Below are 18,583 nucleotides of genomic sequence, written 5' to 3'. Positions count from 1 at the left end.
CCCCCCCCCCCCCCCCCCCCCCCCCCCCCCCCCCCCCCCCCCCCCCCCCCGCTACCGGGTTACATATCTCCGTAGCGCTTGCGCGCTTCGATCGCCAGACCACTACCGATGCTGCCGAAGATGTTGCCTTCGACATGGCGGGCATTGGGCAGCATCGCCGAGACGCTCTGGCGCAACGCCGGAATCCCGCTCGAACCGCCGGTGAAGAACACCGTATCCACCTGGTCCACCCGCACGCCGGCCTTGTCCAGCAGCCCGTTGACACTGCCGCGCACCCGCTCCAGCAAGCCGTCGATGGACTGCTCGAACAGCGCGCGGGTGAGTTCGACGCTCAGCTGCGGCTGAATGCGATCCAGGGCGACCAGGCGCTGGTCGCGGTCGGTCAGCTGGATCTTGGTTTCTTCCACTTCCATCGCCAGCCAGTGCCCGGCGCGCTGCTCGATCAGCTTGAACAGGCGGTCGATGCCATCGGTGTCCTGGATGTCGTAGCGCATGCTGCCCAGGGCCTGCTGGGATTTTTGCGAATACACCGAGTTGATGGTGTGCCAGGTCGCCAGGTTGAGGTGGTGGCTGGTGGGCATGAAGGCGCCGCTCTTCATGCGGCTGCCATAGCCGAACAGCGGCATCACGCCTTGCAGGCTCAGCTGTTTGTCGAAGTCGGTACCGCCGATGTGCACGCCGCCGGTGGCGAGGATGTCGTCCTGGCGGTCATCGTGGTCGCGCCGCTCGGGGCTCAGGCGCACCAGCGAGAAGTCCGAGGTACCGCCGCCGATGTCGACGATCAGCACCAGCTCTTCGCGCTCGATGGTCGACTCATAGTCGAAGGCCGCAGCGATCGGTTCGTACTGGAACGAAACTTCGCTGAAGCCGACCTTGCGCGCTACTTCGGCGAGGGTGTCTTCGGCCTCCTGGTCGGCGGCCGCGTCATCGTCGACGAAATGCACCGGCCGCCCGAGCACCACGGCGTCGAACGGCCGCCCGGCGTTGGTTTCGGCGCGCTTCTTGAGTTCGCCGATGAACATCCCCAGCAGGTCCTTGAACGGCAGGGCGGTGCCCAGCACGCTGGTGTCATGCTTGATCAGCTTGGAGCCCAGCAGGCTCTTGAGCGAGCGCATCAGGCGCCCCTCATAGCCTTCGAGGTACTCGTGCAGAGCCATGCGGCCATAGGCGGGCCGGCGCTCCTCGAGATTGAAAAAAACCACGGACGGCAGGGTGATCTTGCCGTCCTCCAGCGCGATCAGCGACTCCTCGCCAGGGCGATGCCAGCCGACGGTGGAGTTGGAGGTGCCGAAGTCGATGCCGCAGGCACGGGCCGGGGATACGTTTTTCATGTTGTCGAGGGTTCCGGTAAAAAACGGCCGCGCAGTGTATGTCAGTCGTTGGCAGAATCGAAGGCCGAATATCCGTTATTTACCCGCCGGGTGCCTTGAAAGACCATCATCGGCCCCCAATTTAGACTTATCGATCCGGCTCGCGGGATTCTTTTCGTTCAGGCGTATTCATTCACGCCCCTGCAGGGCCGATAAACTTCCATCGCACTTCAGCGTCTCACACCTCGAGCGCTGACGCCGCGACCCCGGTAAACGAAGGTGGTTACCCCCCAATGGATTTCAAAGACTACTACAAGATCCTCGGCGTAGAGCCGACGGCGGATGAAAAAGAGATCAAGTCCGCCTACCGCAAATTGGCGCGCAAGTATCACCCCGACGTCAGCAAAGAAGCCGGCGCCGAGGACAAGTTCAAGGAAGCCTCCGAGGCCTATGAGGCCCTGAGCAACGCGGAAAAACGCGCCGAGTACGATGAGCTGCGCAAGTACGGCCAGCACGGTCGGCCATTCCAGGGCCCGCCGGGCTGGCAGGGGCGTGGCGGTGGCGGCTTCGACGAAGGCGCGGATTTTTCCGACTTCTTCAGCTCCATTTTCGGTGGCTCAGGCGGCGGCCGGCCAGGTGGCAATCCGTTCGGCAGCGCCCAGGGGCGCAGCCGTGGCCGTGATGGCCAGGACGTGCAGATGGAGCTGCCGGTGTCGCTGGAGGAAACCCTGGCCACCGAATCGAAAAAGATCAGCTTCAAGGTGCCTCAGCACAACGCTGCCGGGCAGCGCGTGGCGGATTCGCTGAAAAGCCTCAACGTCAAGATCCCGGCCGGTGTCGCGGATGGCGAGCGCATTCGCCTCAAGGGCCAGGGCGCCCCGGGCATCGGTGGCGGTGCCACGGGTGACCTGTACCTGACCATCAACTTCGAGAAACACCCATTTTTCGAGGTCGATGGCGACGACCTGATCCTGCAGGTGCCGCTGGCGCCCTGGGAAGTGGCGCTGGGCACCAAGGTGGCGGTGCCGACCCTGACCGGTCGCATCAACCTGACCATTCGCCCGGACAGCCAGAACGGCCAGCGCCTGCGGGTCAAAGGCAATGGGCTGTTGAACAAGCAGGGCCAGCGTGGGGATCTGTTCGCGCAGATCAGGGTGGTCATGCCCACCCACAACGACGCCGAGGCGCAGGCGCTGTGGGAGTCGCTGGCGAAGAACGCCGAGTTCGATCCGCGGGCGAACTGGAGCCGCTGATCATCGACAGCGCCCGCCGACTCACTGCAGGAGAGGGCGGGCGCTGCTTTGCTTCAAACGCTGGTGACCGTCGTCACCGAGCTCTCGGACAACGTCCCCATCTCGACTTGCAAATCGGTTCTGACATTACCTTGGGTACCTGGCAATCGCTGGCCTGGGTCTGCGCTGAGGGTCAGGGGCGTATTGCGTGATACATCCTTGACCCTGATGCCCACGGTGTCGGCCAGATCCGCTAAACCGGGCACGTCCTGAAATGTGCTGACCTTGGTGTGGTCGACCAGTGCAATCCAGCCGCTCGCCGGGCGCGCTGCCTGGTGGGCGCGGATACGCTGAATGGCGTAATAGTTGCGCATTTTCTGACCGATTCCCGCTTCAGTCTGGCTCAGACCATGCACCTGGTGGGCAGCGGCACAATCGAGTGCCTTGACTTTGATTCCTTGCAGGCGCGCCATCTTGATCAGCTCCAAGGGGGTGTACTTCGCCAGGATCGACTGCCGGGTCAGGCGCGTCAGGTAGTTGTACAGTCCGCTGGGCACAAGGCCAGTCTCCAGGTAATGGTCCAGCCAGGCTTGATGCAGTTCCTTGATCAGCAGGTCGGTGTACAAAGTCTGTACGCCCTGAGATTTCAGATCGCCCATGTACTTGATCAGCAGCTTCTTGCTGCCGATTGCATCCTTCGCCTCACCGATGACCAGGCCTTGGCGCTGATCGTAGATCGCTTCGAAAAGCGTATCGGGGGTTGTCAATTCGTTGAATCGAGGTACCAGGACGCTGCGCGGCTCTCTGGGAAGGTTGAAGAAGAGCCGCGCGTGTGCGGCTAGCTCGTTACGCGCGAGCAACAGTTCATTTCTCGCCATGGCGAACGTATCGTCCAGCGTTGAGCTCATCAGGCGCGCACTGTCACGGCCAATCAGGGGTTCGATCAGCTCTACGTATTTCATCGAAACTTCGTAGGGTCGCAGCTGTGTATCGAGTCGATGCGCTTCGATCATTTGCGGCGTGATTGCGCCAGAGGCTGACTCTTCGTCGGCGCCGACCCCAAGCGGGTCGATGATTTCTTCGACATAGGGTTCCCACACGCCGCGCCAGTTGGCCTCGACGGGCCAGGCGCCGGTCAGGTTGTCGGGCGTCAGCGGGTTGATCACGACCCAGCGGTCCAGGACCTCGATGAACTCCACCTCATAGACTTTTTGCGCGAGCTGGATATAGCGCTTGTCGCCGCTCACGTAGAACAGACCGCCGGCGCCATTGATTTCTGTGGGCAGGACGGAAACGTCGATATCGACCGCGTAGGGCATGGGCGATTGGGTCTCGACGACGGCAGGTGCTTCTTCGGCCAGGTCGGCGAACTCGTTGAGGATATGCTTGCCGCTGCCCTTGAGCATGGGCAGGCTGAACAGCAATGACAGCGCATCGAGTGCTGCGGCTACTGCGGCCTTGCTCCGCTGCTCGTGGGTTTTGCCGCGCAGGACGACGGCCAGGTGGGCACCCAGGCTGATGGCCGAGGCGCCGACGACGGATGCCGCGACCAATGAATCGCCCGGTGCGATCCCGGTGGTGACACGGACGAAGGCGCTGAGGTCGACCAGAAAGATGTCTTTGCGCAGCTGCCAGTTACTGGTGAGCATCGTCTGCGCTTCGGTTTCCAGGCGGGCGCGCAAGTTGTCGATCAGATAACTGAACACATCCTTGGTAATCGGCTGGCTGGCGCCATTGAGCATGGTCTGCCCGGCGACCCAAGGCGTGCGCTGCATGGTGTCGAGCGTGGAGTTCAGGGTCTGGAGGGTCGAAGAATCGGTTTGATGGTGCGCCGTGAAATGCGAGAGCAGATGCTCACGCCGCGCCGGGTCGGCCGCCTGAACGCAGAACCACTCATAGACTTCACGTTCGGAGTGGAAGGTGTGGAACCAGTCTGGGGGCAGGTAGAGCGTTTGATGCCCTTGGGCATTCTTCACTCGTATGATGCCCGTGGCAGTTATTCCGCCCAGGGTCAGATCGCAGACTTCGGCCAGGTCTCTGCTGGTGACGCCTCGTTTCAATTGTGCAATGGTCGGAGGAAGCTTCAACGGGCCCGCCACGCTGAAGATGAATTGTTTGAAGGCGCGGCGACTGAGCAATCGACGGCGCATTGCCTCGAAGGCATAGCTCACGCAAAGGGCTTTAGCCACCAATCGCCCGCTGTCGCCTTGAGCGGTCCAGAACGCCTCCAGTTGCGTCTGATAGGCCTGCGCAAAATTGCCCTCCCACAAGTCATTCATGATGGTCAGTGGCGACAACGCCAGTTCGTTGCGCTGGTCGTAGTGACCCGCCGTGCCGTCCGCGGTGTAGAAACCGCTCATGCTGTCCAGATCGATGGCGTTGATCTGATCGTTGACGTCGAAGCGGCGCTGGGTCAATTCGGTCATGGTCCGGGATTTGTCGGGCACACCATAGTGCTCCCAGCCGGTAAAGGTCTGTGGGTTGCTGATGGCATTGGAAAACCGGTGCCAGTACACGGCATCCGGATCCAGATCACGGCCCGTATGGACCTTGAGGATTCGGGCCGCTTCCTGACGAGCGCACTGATTGACATCCGGGAAGGCGGTATAGAAATCAGTGGCAGCCTGGGTCAGTGCGGCGAGGGTTTGCTCAGGTGTTTCAGGCGACAGAGCGATCGCGTTCTCGGTTGGTTGGGTGTCGGACATGGCTGTCTCCTTGGTTGTAATGTCAGGAGCCAGCGAGGTTAGGGGGCGATGTGGAGGCTGATGCGGTATATACCTGCAGGCGCCAGCAGGCGTGTTGCCTGCATGACGCCGGTGAACGCGCTAAAACAAAAAGTACCGCTGTGCCAGCGGCAGTACATCCGCCGGTTCGCACCACAGCAGCACGCCATCGGCCTTGACCTGATAAGTCTGCGGATCGACATCGATCTGCGGCAGGTAGCCGTTGTGGATCAGGTCGGTCTTCTGCACCGTCCGACAGCCTTTCACCACAGCGATCTGCTTCTTCAACCCCAGCTGTTCCGGCAAGCCGGCCTCCAGTGCCGCCTGGCTGATGAAAGTCAGGCTGGTGGCATGGCGCGAGCCGCCATAGCTGGCGAACATCGGCCGGTAGTGCACGGGTTGCGGGGTGGGGATCGAGGCGTTGGCATCGCCCATCAGGCTGGCGGCGATCGCCCCGCCCTTGAGAATCAGCGTCGGCTTGACGCCGAAGAACGCCGGACGCCATAGCACCAGGTCCGCCCATTTGCCGATTTCGATCGAGCCCACTTCATGGCTGATGCCGTGGGTGATCGCCGGGTTGATGGTGTACTTGGCGATGTAGCGCTTGATGCGAAAGTTGTCGTTGCCGGCAACGTCCTCGGCCAGCGGGCCACGCTGCTTTTTCATCTTGTCGGCGGTTTGCCAGGTGCGTGTGATCACTTCACCGACGCGGCCCATGGCCTGGCTGTCGGAGCTGATCATGGAAAACGCGCCGAGGTCGTGGAGGATGTCTTCGGCGGCGATGGTCTCGCGGCGGATGCGGCTTTCGGCGAAGGCCACGTCCTCGGCGATGCTCGGGTCGAGGTGATGGCAGACCATCAGCATGTCCAGGTGTTCGTCGATGGTGTTGCGGGTGAACGGCCGAGTCGGATTGGTGGAACTCGGCAACACGTTGGGCAGGCCGCAGGCCTTGATGATGTCCGGGGCATGGCCGCCACCGGCACCTTCGGTGTGATAGGTGTGAATGGTGCGGCCTTTGAACGCGCCCAAGGTGGTTTCGACGAAGCCGGACTCGTTGAGGGTGTCGGTGTGGATCGCCACCTGCACGTCGTACTGATCGGCGACGCTCAGGCAGTTATCGATCGAGGCCGGCGTGGTGCCCCAGTCTTCGTGCAGCTTGAGGCCGATGGCACCGGCCTTGACCTGCTCGATCAGCGGCTCCGGCAGGCTGGCGTTGCCTTTGCCGGTCAGGCCGATGTTCATCGGGAATGCGTCGGCGGCCTGCAGCATGCGCGCCAGGTGCCAAGGGCCCGAGGTGCAGGTAGTGGCGTTGGTGCCGGTGGCCGGGCCGGTGCCGCCGCCGATCATGGTGGTGACGCCGCTCATCAGCGCTTCTTCGATCTGCTGCGGGCAGATGAAGTGGATGTGGGTGTCGATGCCGCCAGCGGTGAGGATCATGCCTTCACCGGCGATGACTTCGGTGCTGGCGCCGATGGCGATGGTGACGTCCGGCTGGATGTCCGGGTTGCCGGCCTTGCCGATGGCGGCGATGCGGCCGTCCTTGAGGCCGACGTCGGCCTTGACCACGCCCCAGTGGTCGATGATCAGGGCGTTGGTGATCAGGGTGTCGACCACTTCGGCGGCCAGCAGCTGGCCTTGGCCCATGCCGTCGCGGATCACTTTGCCGCCGCCGAATTTCACTTCTTCGCCGTAATGGGTGAAGTCCTTTTCGACTTCTATCCACAGGTCGGTGTCGGCCAGGCGCACCTTGTCGCCAACGGTGGGGCCGAACATGTCGGCGTAGGCTTGTCTGGAGATTTTCATCGGCAATCCTGAGTTCTGAAATTCAATTCAATCGCGTAGCGAGGGGGCTTGCCCCCGAAATAAGGTCGGCCAATGGGTATTGCACTGGCGCACAGATTTTTCGGGGGCAAGCCCCCTCGCTACAGGCATGCAGTGTTACAAATCACCCATGATCCGCCCGGCAAAGCCGTAGACCTTGCGCAGCCCGGCCAGGTCGACCAGCTCCACTTCGCGGCTCTGGCCCGGCTCGAAGCGTACGGCGGTGCCGGCCGAGATGTTCAGGCGCATGCCGCGGGTCGCGGCGCGGTCGAACGTCAGGGCGTCGTTGGTTTCGAAAAAGTGGTAGTGCGACCCCACCTGAATCGGCCGGTCGCCACTGTTGGCCACACTCAGGCTGAGGGTACGGCGGCCGACGTTGAGTTCGATCTCGCCGGGCTGGATCTGGTATTCGCCAGGAATCATCAGGCAATCCTTAAAGAAGTTTGAAGTAGAGAGCGGTATTGATCAGGGTGCCGTCCGGACGCCCGGCATAGTCGGGGATCTCGCCGACCCGGGTATAACCCGCTGCCTTGTAGAAGGCCTCGGCGGGGGAACGTGCTTCGGTGTCCAGAAACAGCAGGCTCAGGCCCTTGCGGCGCGCTTCGAGTTCGGCGCCATTCATCAATTGGGTGGCCAGGCCGTGGCGCTGGAAGTCCATGTGCACCAGCAGCTTCTGCACTTCGGCGCGGTGGCGGCCGTTGGCCTTTTGGCAGGGCGCCAGTTGTACGCTCGCCAGCACCTGCTCGTTGCGCACCACCACCCAGAGCAGGCGCTCGCCGCTTTCCAGCTGGCCCTTGAGTTCGCTCAGGTAGGCCACGCCCTGGGCGCGGTCGAAGTCATCCAGAAAGCCGATGGACGCGCCTTGTCGCACCGCGTCTTCGAGCAGTTCGTACAGGCCTTGCTGGTAATGAGCAAAGCCTTCAACGGTAACGCGACGCAGCTGGGCAGCATTCATGGACTTACTCCGAGGGACTCGCAGAAGGTTGAGCGCCGGGGTCGAGGATCAACTGCATGAAGGTCAGGTCCAGCCAGCGGCCGAACTTGGTACCGACCTGGGGCATCTGCCCGTTGATCGTGAAACCCAGACGTTGGTGCAAACGAATGGACGCCGTATTGCCGCTTTCGATGGCGGCGACCATCACGTGTTTGTCGCAGGCCTTGGCGCGCTCGATCAGCGCGGCCATCAATTGCGGACCCAGACCCTGGCCGCGTTGGTCGTCGCGGATGTACACCGAGTGTTCGACGGTCTGGCGAAAACCCTCGAAAGGCCGCCAATCGCCGAATGAAGCGTAGCCGACCACGCTGTTGTGGGCGTCGATGGCCACCAGGATCGGGTAGCCCTGGGCCTGGCGTGCGCTGAACCAGGCCTGGCGGTTGCCGAGGTCGACCGGTTGCTCGTTCCAGATCGCCGTGGTGTTGAGCACGGCGTCGTTGTAGATGTCGCGAATGGCCGGCAAGTCGGCGTGCACGGCGTCGCGTATCAGCACTGTCATGCGCGGGCCTCAGGCAATGGGTTGATGCACGGTGACGAGCTTGGTGCCATCCGGGAAGGTGGCTTCGACCTGGATCTCGGGGATCATCTCCGGGATGCCTTCCATCACTTGTTCACGGCTCAGCAGGGTGGTGCCGTAGTGCATGAGTTCGGCGACCGTCTGGCCATCGCGGGCGCCTTCGAGCAGCGCCGCGGAGATGAACGCCATGGCCTCCGGATAGTTGAGCTTGAGGCCGCGCGCCAGCCGCCGCTCGGCGACGAGGCCGGCGGTGAAGATGAGCATCTTGTCTTTTTCGCGGGGGGTCAGGTCCATGGGGTATCCGTTGTTGAAGTCACTTGAATATGGGGCGGCCGTGCTGGCCGCAATCCTGTAGCGAGGGGGCTTGCCCCCGAAAAGGGTCCAGCCAACGAGTATTGCACTGGCGCACGGATTTTTCGGGGGCAAGCCCCCTCGCTACAGAGGACGGGTGTAATGTCTGGCATCAGGTGCTCCAGATCCGCGGCGCCAGCGCTTCGCGGCCGAGCATGGCCGGGCGCAGCAGCGTCCATAGCGCGATCAGCCAGTCGCGGGCGTGCAGGGCCTCGCTGGCCAGGCAGCGCGCTACCAGCAGGTCAGGCAGTTGGGTCAGGTCGCCGCGCACTTTGCCGGGTAGCTCACGGCAGTGTTGCAGCAGGTCAGGGTCCAGGGTGCCGGTGATCAACAGTGTGGCAAACACCGGCTGGCCGTCGAGGCCGATGGGCGAATCGAGCAAGCCGTCATCGCCGTTCACGTGCTGGCGTTCGTGCCACAGCGCGCGGCCGTCGCGACGGATGTCCAGATGGGACTGAAAGTGGCCGCGCTCGAAACGCTCGCCCGCCGCCGGCCGACCCAGCGCGACCACGTCCCAGTACAACAGGCGGGCATCGCCCTCGAGTTCGATCACAGTTTGCAGTTCGGCCTGGGCGGCGCTGTAGACGATGGTTTCCTGAGGCATCCACTCCAGGGTCGCCCCAGCGGCCACGTTCAGGTTCAGCTGCTGATAAGCCGGGCCGGCGGCGCGATACCACTTGGCCGCGCCGGGGCTGGTCAACTGCGCCCAGGCGCCAGCACCGACGCTGGCCGTGATGTCGAGGCGATCACCGCCGGCGATGCCACCCGGCGGGTGCACGATGATGTGCTGGCACACCTCAGGGCCTTCGGCATACAGGTGCTTCTGCACTCGCAGCGGGCCCTTGTGGCGGCGCAAGACCGGCCGGGTGCCGGCGCCGAAACGGGCGTAGCCCAGCTCGAGTTCAGCGTGCCAGCTGGGGGTATAGAGGGCAGGGGCAACGGGTAAATTCATGGCGTGTCGTATAAGGGCTCTTGTTGAACGGCTTTGAGTAACAGGCTCAGGTCCCGCAGGTTAAATGGTTACCAGGCCGCGTACACCTTCGGTTTCCATGTTTTCACCACGGCCCTGCTGGACGATTTCGCCACGGGACATCACCAGGTACTGATCGGCCAGTTCGGCGGCGAAGTCGTAGAACTGCTCGACCAGCAGAATAGCCATGTCACCCTTGGCCGCAAGCTTCTTGATCACCGCGCCGATTTCCTTGATCACCGAGGGCTGGATGCCTTCGGTGGGTTCGTCGAGGATCAACAGGCGCGGGCGGCTGGCCAGGGCGCGGCCGATCGCCAACTGCTGTTGCTGGCCGCCGGACAGGTCGCCACCGCGGCGGTGCTTCATCTGCAGCAGCACGGGGAAGAGTTCGTAGATGAAGGCCGGCACTTCCTTGGCTTCGCTGCCGGGGAAGCGTGACAGGCCCATGAGCAGGTTTTCCTCGACGGTCAGGCGGCCGAAGATCTCTCGGCCTTGGGGCACGTAGGCGATGCCGGCGTGCACCCGTTGGTGCGGTTTGAAGGCGGTGATGGCCTTGCCTTCCCAGTTGACGCTGCCTTCCTTGGCCGGAATCAGGCCCATCAGGCACTTGAGCAGGGTGGTCTTGCCCACGCCGTTGCGGCCCAGCAGGCAGGTGACCTCGCCGACCTTCACCTCGAAGCTGAGGCCGCGCAGGATGTGGCTACCGCCGTAGTATTGGTGCAGGGTGTCGACTTGCAGCATGGTGGTGACTCTCCTGAATTTTTGTCCGGCTGGTCCGGCCTCTTCGCGAGCAAGCTTCGCTCCCACAGGGTTCGCCGCACCTGAGACGTAGACCTGTGGGAGCGAGGCTTGCCCGCGAAGGGGCCCTTTGCCATGCCCCATAGCATGGGGATCACCGCCCCAGATAAACCTCGATGACACGCTCGTCCGCTTGCACTTGTTCCAGCGAACCCTCGGCCAGCACGCTGCCCTGATGCAGCACGGTGACGTGGTCGGCGATCGAGCCGACGAAGCCCATGTCGTGCTCCACCACCATCAACGAGTGATGCCCGGCAAGCGTCTTGAACAGTTCGGCGGTGAATTCGGTTTCGGCATCGGTCATGCCCGCCACCGGTTCGTCGAGCAGCAACAATTGCGGGTCCTGGACCAGCAGCATGCCGATCTCCAGGAACTGCTTCTGGCCATGGGACAGCAAGCCCGCCGGGCGCTCCACCGACGCGCTGAGGCGGATGGTCTGCAGGACCTGATCGATGCGATCACGCTGCTCGCCAGTCAGCCGCGCGCGCAGGCTGGCCCACACCGATTTGTTGGTCTTCTGCGCCAGTTCGAGGTTCTCGAACACGGTGAGCGCTTCGAACACCGTCGGCTTCTGGAACTTGCGCCCGATGCCGGCCTGGGCGATCTGCACTTCGCTCATGCTGGTCAGGTCCATGGTTTCACCGAACCAGGCCTTGCCATGGGAGGGCCGGGTCTTGCCGGTGATCACGTCCATCAAGGTGGTCTTGCCGGCGCCGTTGGGGCCGATGATGCAGCGCAACTCGCCGACGCCGATGTACAGGTTGAGGTTGTTCAGCGCCTTGAAGCCATCGAAGCTGACGCTGATGTCCTCAAGGGTGAGGATGGTCCCGTGGCGGGTGTCCAGGCCCTTGCCGGCGCTGGCACCCAGGCCCAGGGAATCACGGCTGGTGCCCTCGTCGGTGTTCGGGTCGTAGGCCGGCTCGAGCATGAATTGCGTGGTCGGAGGCGTTCTCATTGCTCGCTCCTTTTCTTCAGCAGGCCGATAACGCCTTTGGGCAGGTACAGGGTGACGATGATGAACAGCGCGCCCAGAAAGAACAGCCAGTACTCGGGAAACGCCACGGTGAACCAGCTCTTCATGCCGTTGACCACGCCTGCGCCCAGCAACGGCCCGATCAGCGTGCCGCGCCCGCCCAGCGCCACCCACACGGCGGCCTCGATGGAGTTGGTCGGCGACATTTCGCTGGGGTTGATGATGCCCACCTGGGGTACATACAGCGCCCCGGCCAGGCCACACAACACCGCGCTCAGCACCCACACGAACAGTTTGAAGCCGCGCGGGTCGTAGCCGCAGAACATCAGGCGGTTCTCGGCATCGCGCAGTGCGGTCAACACCCGGCCGAACTTGCTGCGCGCCAGGCGAAAGCCCAGCCACAGGCTCACCACCAGCAGCGCCACGGTGAGCAAAAACAGCACCGCACGAGTGCCTTGTGAGGTGATATCGAAACCGAGGATGGTGTGGAAGTTGGTGAAGCCGTTGTTGCCGCCAAAGCCCGTCTCGTTGCGGAAAAACAGGAGCATGCCGGCAAAGGTCAGGGCCTGGGTCATGATCGAGAAGTACACGCCCTTGATCCGCGAGCGGAAGGCGAAAAAGCCGAACACCAGCGCCAGCACCCCCGGCGCCAGCACCACCAGGCACATGGCCCAGAGGAAGTGCTCGGTGCCGACCCAGTACCACGGCAGTTCGCTCCACGACAAAAACGTCATGAACGCCGGCAGGCCGTCGCCGGCGGCTTCGCGCATCAGGTACATGCCCATGGCGTAGCCGCCGAGGGCGAAGAACAGCCCGTGGCCCAGGGACAGCAGGCCGGCGTAGCCCCACACCAGATCCAGGGCCAGGGCGACGATGGCGTAACAGAGAATCTTGCCGATCAGGGTCAGGGTGTATGCCGACACCTGCAGGCCGTTGCTGGCCGGCAATAGCGACAACAGCGGCAAGGCCAGCAACACCAGGAGGATCACCGCGCCGATGGCGAGGGTGACCTTGGGGCCGGCTTTTTGCGCGGCGGTGAGCATCAGTGGCTGGTTCATCAGTCGATCACCCGTCCTTTGAGCGCGAAGAGGCCTTGCGGACGCTTCTGGATAAACAGAATGATCAGCGCCAGGATGAGAATCTTGCCCAGCACGGCGCCGATCTGCGGTTCGAGGATCTTGTTGGCGATGCCCAGCCCGAAGGCCGCCGAGACGCTACCGGCCAGTTGCCCGACGCCGCCCAGTACCACCACCAGGAAGGAGTCGATGATGTAGCTCTGGCCCAGGTCCGGGCCGACGTTGCCGATCTGGCTCAAGGCCACGCCGCCTAGCCCCGCGATGCCCGAGCCGAGGCCGAAGGCGAGCATGTCGACGCGGCCGGTGGGCACGCCGCAGCAGGCGGCCATGTTGCGGTTCTGGGTGACGGCGCGCACGTTGAGGCCCAGGCGGGTCTTGTTCAGCAGCAGCCAGGTCAGCACCACCACCGCCAGGGCGAAGACGATGATGACGATACGGTTGTACGGCAGCACCAGATTGGGCAACACCTGAACACCGCCGGACAGCCACTCTGGGTTGGCGACTTCGACGTTCTGCGCGCCGAATGCCAGGCGCACGGCCTGGATCAGCATCAGGCTGATGCCCCAGGTGGCGAGCAGGGTTTCCAGCGGTCGCCCGTAGAGGTGGCGGATCACCGTGCGCTCCAGCGCCATGCCGATGGCCGCGGTGACGAAGAACGCCACCGGCAGGGCGATCAACGGATAGAACTCGATGGCGCCCGGGGCAAAGCGCTGGAACAGGATCTGCACCACATAGGTGGAGTAGGCGCCAAGCATCAGCATCTCGCCGTGGGCCATGTTGATCACGCCCAGCAGGCCGAAGGTGATCGCCAGGCCCAGGGCGGCCAGCAGCAGGATCGAGCCCAGCGAGATGCCACTGAATGCCTGACCGAGCAGGTCGCCGATCATCAGTTGGCGTTTGACCTGGGTCAGGCTGGTCTCGGCGGCGGTGCGCACGCCGGCATCGGCCTCGACGCCGGGGGCGAGGATGTCTTCGAGGCGGGTCCTGGCCAGTGGGTCGCCGGTATCCCCCAGCAAGCGTACTGCCGCGAGGCGTACCGCGGGGTTGGGGTCGACCAGTTGCAGGTTGGCCAGGGCCAGGCCCAGGGCGGTCTTGACCTTGCTGTCTTTTTCACCGGCGAACTGGTGGTCGAGGATGGGTAGCTGCGCGGGTTGGGCGCTCTTCTGCAACTGCTGGGCGGCGGCCAGGCGCAGGTTGGCGTCGGTGGCGAACAGCTGGTGCGCGGCCACGGCGTTTTCCACCAGGCCGCGCAGGCGGTTGTTCAGGCGCAGTTTGCGCACGGGCTCGACGGCGGCGGCGCTGCCGTCGAGGGGCGAATAGGTGTCGTTACTGGCAACGAAAGGGTGCTTGTCGGCATCGGCGGCCACGCTGCCTGCCTGCAAGGCCAGGAGCAATTCGGTGCGCTCGGGGACCGGCTGCGCGGCCCAGGTTTCCAGTAGCCTGGCCTGGTCTGACGAGTCGGCGGCAACGAAGTCACTGGCGTCGTTGGCGTACGCGGCAAACGGCGACAACAGGGCCAGGGCGACGATGAGACGAAGGAGGGTGGTGGGCATATCGGTGTCCTGTGCAGCGATGCGCGGTTCCGGCCTGTAGCGAGGGGGCTTGCCCCCGATCCGGTGTGTCAGTCACTCAGGGGGCGCTGGCACTATTGTCGGGGGCAAGCCCCCTCGCTACACGGGTCCGAACAGGTGAGGCTTAGTTGCTCTTCACCGGATGGTCCGGCTTCTTGTCGTTGCCAGGGATGTACGGGCTCCACGGCTGGGCGCGGATCGGGTCCTTGGTCTGCCAGACCACGTTGAACTGACCGTCATCCTGGATCTCGCCGATCATCACCGGCTTGTGCAGGTGATGATTGGTCTTGTCCATGGTCAGGGTGTAGCCCGACGGCGCGGCGAACGTCTGCCCGGCCATGGCGTCACGGACCTTGTCGACGTCGAACGACTTGGCCTTCTCGGCGGCCTGGGCCCACATGTGGATGCCCACGTAGGTGGCTTCCATCGGGTCGTTGGTGACCGCCTTGTCGGCGCCCGGCAGGTTGTGCGCCTTGGCGTAGGCTTTCCAGTCGGCGACGAACTTCTTGTTGACCGGGTTCTCGACCGACTGGAAGTAGTTCCAGGCCGCCAGGTTGCCCACCAGTGGCTTGGTGTCGATGCCGCGCAGTTCTTCTTCGCCCACCGAGAAGGCCACGACCGGTACGTCGGTGGCTTTCAGGCCCTGGTTGGCCAGTTCCTTGTAGAACGGCACGTTGGAGTCGCCGTTGACGGTGGAGATCACAGCGGTCTTGCCGCCCGCGGAGAACTTCTTGATGTTGGCCACGATGGTTTGATAGTCGCTGTGGCCAAAGGGGGTGTAGACCTCTTCGATGTCGCTGTCCTTCACGCCTTTGGAGTGCAGGAAGGAGCGCAGAATCTTGTTGGTGGTGCGGGGGTAGACGTAGTCGGTGCCCAGCAGGAAGAAGCGCTTGGCCGCGCCACCGTCTTCGCTCATCAGGTATTCCACGGCGGGAATCGCCTGCTGGTTAGGCGCGGCGCCGGTGTAGAACACGTTCGGCGACATCTCTTCGCCTTCGTACTGCACAGGGTAGAACAGCAGACCGTTGAGTTCTTCGAACACCGGCAGCACCGACTTGCGCGATACCGACGTCCAGCAGCCGAACACCACGGCGACCTTGTCCTGGGTCAGCAGCTGGCGGGCTTTTTCAGCGAACAGCGGCCAGTTGGAGGCGGGGTCGACGATCACAGGTTCCAGCATCTTGCCGTTCACGCCGCCTTTGGCGTTGATCTCGGCGATGGTCATCAGCGCCATGTCCTTGAGGGACGTCTCGGAAATAGCCATGGTGCCCGACAGCGAATGCAGAATGCCGACCTTGATGGTCTCGGCGGCCTGGGCAGTCCAGGTCAACCCCATGGCGGCGATGGATGCCGTCAACGTAAAAGCCTTGATCAAGCTGCGACGCTTCATTGTGCAATCTCCATGTACGTGCGTTTTTTTAGTGGGGCAGATGGCGATTCGGTGAAACCTGTGCAGAGTGCTAGCAAAGGCTGTGCCTAACCGGTGGGAGGGCTCTGGCGTCTGGTTTTCAGGGGCGGCACCATCAGTGCGTTGCACGCTGATGGTGCCTGTTTTAACCCGTGGTGCGGCCGTGCGAACCAATAAGGTGCGTTATTTCTGATCGATCGGTCAGGAGTTGTCGCCGGCTGGGTTACAGGTCAGAAGATCTCAGAAGCTCATGTCCACCTTGGTCCACAGCGTGCGACCGGGTTCGTTGACCGCGCGGGGATCGCTGGAAGGGTAGCCAAAGTCACTGTTGCCAGCACGGTTGAGGTGCTCGGCGTAGGTCTTGCCGAGCAGGTTGTCGATGCCGGCGCTGAGCTTGAGATGGCGGTTGAGCCGATACGCGCCATTGAGCGAAAACACGGCGAAACCGGGGCTGGACGCGAAATCCTGCCCCACCACGTTGCCGGCGTTGCGGTCGATGCGCCCTTGCGCCGACACCAGCCGCCACAGCGCCCCTGCGCTCCAGTCAGCCCGGCTGTAGGTCAGGCCCAGGCGCGCCTCCAGCGGTGGCATCTGCGCCAATGGGCGATGATCGCTGCGGTTCTCGCCCCAGGCGTAGGCCAGGGTGCCGTCGACCTTCCAGCGCTCGGTCAAGCGATAGGCTGCGCCCATTTCTCCGCCCAGCATAGTGGCATCGACGTTGCGGGTCGACGAGGCCGTGCCCCGGTAGTTGAACAGAATGTAGTCATCCACCCGGCCGACATAGCCCGATGCCCAAGCGTCGAGGGTGTCGGTCTGGTACTGGATGCCGACATCCAGCTGCGTGGTTTTTTCCGGCTTGACCGAATCGAAGGCGTTGAGGGTGCCAGTCGGGGTCAGGCTGGACGAAAACAGCTCCCAATAGTCTGGGAAGCGTTCGGCATGGCCCAGGCCGACGTAGGCGGTGGCGGGCAGCCCGACCAACTCGTGCTCGTAGCGCACGAAGCCGCTGGGCAGGGTGCTGGCGCGGGTGTCACCGGCGGTGGGATTGGCACTCGCCGCCATCCCGGAGCCGGTGAGCGCGCGGTAGTCCTTGGCGCTGGCGCGGTCCAGGCGGGCGCCGCTGATCAGGCGGTCATCGGCGCTGGCGTGCCAGGTCAGTTCGGCGAACGCGCCGTACTGATCGAATTGGGCGTCCTTGTCCCGGGGCAGGGCCTGGTAGGCATCCTCGCCCATGGCCGAGCGGCGGCGATGGCTGTTGGTCTGCGCATCCAGGCCGGCGATCAATTGGCTATCGGTCCACTGCCAGGTGGCCTTGACGCGGCTGCCCAAGGTGCGGCGCTCGACATTGCTGGCCATGGCCCCGGCCATCATGCCGGTGCCCGAGGGTGTCCGCAGGCTGTAGTTGTCCATCACATGGTCGGCGTAGTTGTAGTAGACCTGCGCTTCGAGCTTGTCGAGGCTGCCGCCCAGATCGCTCTGTTCGAAACGCAGGCCCAGGCTCTGGCGCTTGAACTGGGCGCCGTCCATGCCGCGGCCGGCATAACGCGCCTCGCCATCGCCCTGGCCGGCGGTCAACTCCAGCAGGGTGTCGGCGCCGGGTGTCCAGCCGAGGGCGACGTCGCCGTTCCATTTGTCCCATTTGGAGGCCACGCGGTCGCCGTGGCCATCTTCATAGTCGCCGGCGCGGGATTGATTGCCGATGACCCGGGCATAACCTTGCGGACCGCCGGCAGCGGCGTCGACGAGCTTGTCGACGCGGCCGTTGGAGCCGATCAGGGTGCTGGCGTCCAGGCGTGTGCCAAGGTGCTCGAAGTGCTCCGGATCGCGCTCGAACAGCACCGTTCCCGCCGAACCGCCCGGGCCCCAGAGTACGCTTTGCGGGCCTTTGATCACGGTCAGGCGGTCGTAGGTCTGCGGCGCGATGTAGGAAGTGGGGGCGTCCATGCGCGAGGGGCAGGCGCCGAGCATCACGCCGCCGTTGGTGAGGATGTTCAAGCGCGAACCGAACATGCCACGCAGCACTGGGTCGCCGTTGGTACCGCCGGAGCGGATCAGGCTGAAGCCGGGGATGGTCTTCAGGTAGTCGCCGCCGTCGCTGGCCGGGACTGGCTGGCGCGGGTCCTTGGGATCGGTCACCACGGTCAGCGGCGAGCTGGGCGCGATGGCAGTAATGACGGTCGGGGCCAGGGAAGCGGGCTGGTGGTCGTGGGCCTGCTCGATCGCCGTCGCGAGGGGGCTGCACAGCAAGCCGCAAAGGGCGACCAGGGTGTGGCGAGGGGCGAGAGGGGATACAGCGTTGAATCTGGACATGGGTGTTCCACTGCATGAAGGGCACAAAGGCGCGCGCCGTTACGCGCAGGGCCTTGAGGCACTGCGTCGAACGCGCGAACGAGGACTGTCAGGCAAGCAGTGGCGGCGGTGGGGCGCGGGTCAGGGCGCCGGGGAAGATGGCCTGGCGGGCATGGCCTGCGCGGGTGAAATAGTGCTGCGCGCGGGGCTCGGGGCTGGAGGGGGCGCTCAGCAGGGTGAGGGTCTGGGGCAGCGCGGGGCAGTGCAGCATGAGGTTGCAGTAGCCGCATTTTTCCCAGATCGGGTGCAGGTCTGCGCTGGGCCGAGCCTGCGGCAGCTGGGCGACAGCGTGGGCACCGGCGTGCATGCCGCCATGGTGCATCGGCATCGGCATGTCCATGTCCATGCCCATGCGGTGATCGTTGCCCATGGGCATCGACTGGCTGATCAGCGGCCCGGCGAACACCATCAGCATCGCGAACAGGCTGATCCACAGGGCGTGACCCCGGCGCCGGGGCGGGGCGCACTGCGCCGGGCGGCGACTCATGAT

General features: G+C 63.9%; 16 protein-coding genes. 1 reads left to right on the top strand and 15 read right to left on the bottom strand.

Translation table 11 applies throughout. The features are described from left to right. Positions 1 to 59: 59 nt before the first annotated feature. Positions 60 to 1,331: an Hsp70 family protein gene (locus AC3WJP_RS06700; protein WP_493720547.1), complete on the bottom strand. Its 1,272-nt coding sequence runs from the start codon at positions 1,329 to 1,331 to the stop codon at positions 60 to 62. Positions 1,332 to 1,603: 272 nt separating this feature from the next. On the opposite strand from AC3WJP_RS06700, the gene AC3WJP_RS06695 reads away from it, so the two are divergent. Continuing rightward, positions 1,604 to 2,563: a DnaJ C-terminal domain-containing protein gene (locus AC3WJP_RS06695; RefSeq protein ID WP_493720548.1), complete on the top strand. Its 960-nt coding sequence runs from the start codon at positions 1,604 to 1,606 to the stop codon at positions 2,561 to 2,563. A 53-nt stretch (positions 2,564 to 2,616) separates the two neighbouring features. Here the strand turns inward: AC3WJP_RS06695 and AC3WJP_RS06690 are convergent, their stop codons facing one another. The 14 genes from AC3WJP_RS06690 to AC3WJP_RS06625 all read right to left on the bottom strand — a co-directional run bounded on the left by AC3WJP_RS06690 (position 2,617) and on the right by AC3WJP_RS06625 (position 18,580). Then, positions 2,617 to 5,247 carry a membrane-targeted effector domain-containing toxin gene (locus AC3WJP_RS06690; protein WP_493720549.1) on the bottom strand — a complete coding sequence of 877 codons (2,631 nt, stop codon included), beginning with the start codon at positions 5,245 to 5,247 and terminating at the stop codon, positions 2,617 to 2,619. 120 nt (positions 5,248 to 5,367) lie between these two features. Then, the gene (gene ureC / locus AC3WJP_RS06685; protein ID WP_493720550.1) at positions 5,368 to 7,068 is read right to left on the bottom strand and encodes an urease subunit alpha; all 1,701 of its coding nucleotides are present in this window, start codon (positions 7,066 to 7,068) and stop codon (positions 5,368 to 5,370) included. A gap of 135 nt (positions 7,069 to 7,203) precedes the next feature. After that, positions 7,204 to 7,509 (bottom strand): urease subunit beta, encoded by a 306-nt coding sequence (locus AC3WJP_RS06680; RefSeq protein ID WP_493720551.1) that lies wholly within the window; start codon positions 7,507 to 7,509, stop codon positions 7,204 to 7,206. Between the two features lie 10 nt (positions 7,510 to 7,519). Continuing rightward, the gene (locus AC3WJP_RS06675; RefSeq protein ID WP_493720552.1) at positions 7,520 to 8,041 is read right to left on the bottom strand and encodes a GNAT family N-acetyltransferase; all 522 of its coding nucleotides are present in this window, start codon (positions 8,039 to 8,041) and stop codon (positions 7,520 to 7,522) included. Positions 8,042 to 8,045: 4 nt separating this feature from the next. Beyond that, positions 8,046 to 8,579, bottom strand: a complete 534-nt coding sequence (locus AC3WJP_RS06670) for a GNAT family N-acetyltransferase (RefSeq protein WP_493720553.1) — start codon at positions 8,577 to 8,579, stop codon at positions 8,046 to 8,048. A 9-nt stretch (positions 8,580 to 8,588) separates the two neighbouring features. Beyond that, positions 8,589 to 8,891, bottom strand: a complete 303-nt coding sequence (locus AC3WJP_RS06665; RefSeq protein ID WP_226505589.1) for an urease subunit gamma — start codon at positions 8,889 to 8,891, stop codon at positions 8,589 to 8,591. A gap of 169 nt (positions 8,892 to 9,060) precedes the next feature. After that, positions 9,061 to 9,900 (bottom strand): urease accessory protein UreD, encoded by an 840-nt coding sequence (locus AC3WJP_RS06660; RefSeq protein ID WP_493720554.1) that lies wholly within the window; start codon positions 9,898 to 9,900, stop codon positions 9,061 to 9,063. Between the two features lie 60 nt (positions 9,901 to 9,960). Continuing rightward, positions 9,961 to 10,659, bottom strand: a complete 699-nt coding sequence (gene urtE / locus AC3WJP_RS06655; protein WP_493720555.1) for an urea ABC transporter ATP-binding subunit UrtE — start codon at positions 10,657 to 10,659, stop codon at positions 9,961 to 9,963. 151 nt (positions 10,660 to 10,810) lie between these two features. After that, positions 10,811 to 11,671, bottom strand: a complete 861-nt coding sequence (gene urtD, locus AC3WJP_RS06650) for an urea ABC transporter ATP-binding protein UrtD (protein WP_493720556.1) — start codon at positions 11,669 to 11,671, stop codon at positions 10,811 to 10,813. Further along, positions 11,668 to 12,747: an urea ABC transporter permease subunit UrtC gene (urtC, locus tag AC3WJP_RS06645; RefSeq protein WP_493720557.1), complete on the bottom strand. Its 1,080-nt coding sequence runs from the start codon at positions 12,745 to 12,747 to the stop codon at positions 11,668 to 11,670. The genes urtD and urtC overlap by 4 nt, the downstream gene beginning before the upstream one ends. Next, a complete protein-coding gene (urtB, locus tag AC3WJP_RS06640; protein WP_493720558.1) occupies positions 12,747 to 14,318 on the bottom strand; it encodes an urea ABC transporter permease subunit UrtB in 1,572 nt (523 codons plus the stop codon). The genes urtC and urtB overlap by 1 nt, the downstream gene beginning before the upstream one ends. A 142-nt stretch (positions 14,319 to 14,460) precedes the next feature. Continuing rightward, a complete protein-coding gene (gene urtA / locus AC3WJP_RS06635) occupies positions 14,461 to 15,726 on the bottom strand; it encodes an urea ABC transporter substrate-binding protein (RefSeq protein WP_493720559.1) in 1,266 nt (421 codons plus the stop codon). A 258-nt stretch (positions 15,727 to 15,984) separates the two neighbouring features. Next, complete coding sequence (locus AC3WJP_RS06630; RefSeq protein ID WP_493720560.1) at positions 15,985 to 18,054, bottom strand: TonB-dependent copper receptor; 2,070 nt, start codon at positions 18,052 to 18,054, stop codon at positions 15,985 to 15,987. An 88-nt stretch (positions 18,055 to 18,142) separates the two neighbouring features. Beyond that, complete coding sequence (locus AC3WJP_RS06625) at positions 18,143 to 18,580, bottom strand: DUF2946 domain-containing protein (protein ID WP_493720561.1); 438 nt, start codon at positions 18,578 to 18,580, stop codon at positions 18,143 to 18,145. Positions 18,581 to 18,583 lie beyond the last annotated feature (3 nt).

This window comes from Pseudomonas sp. GW821-FHT01A09 (assembly GCF_058986725.1).
This window is presented reverse-complemented; position numbering and strand designations above follow the sequence as displayed.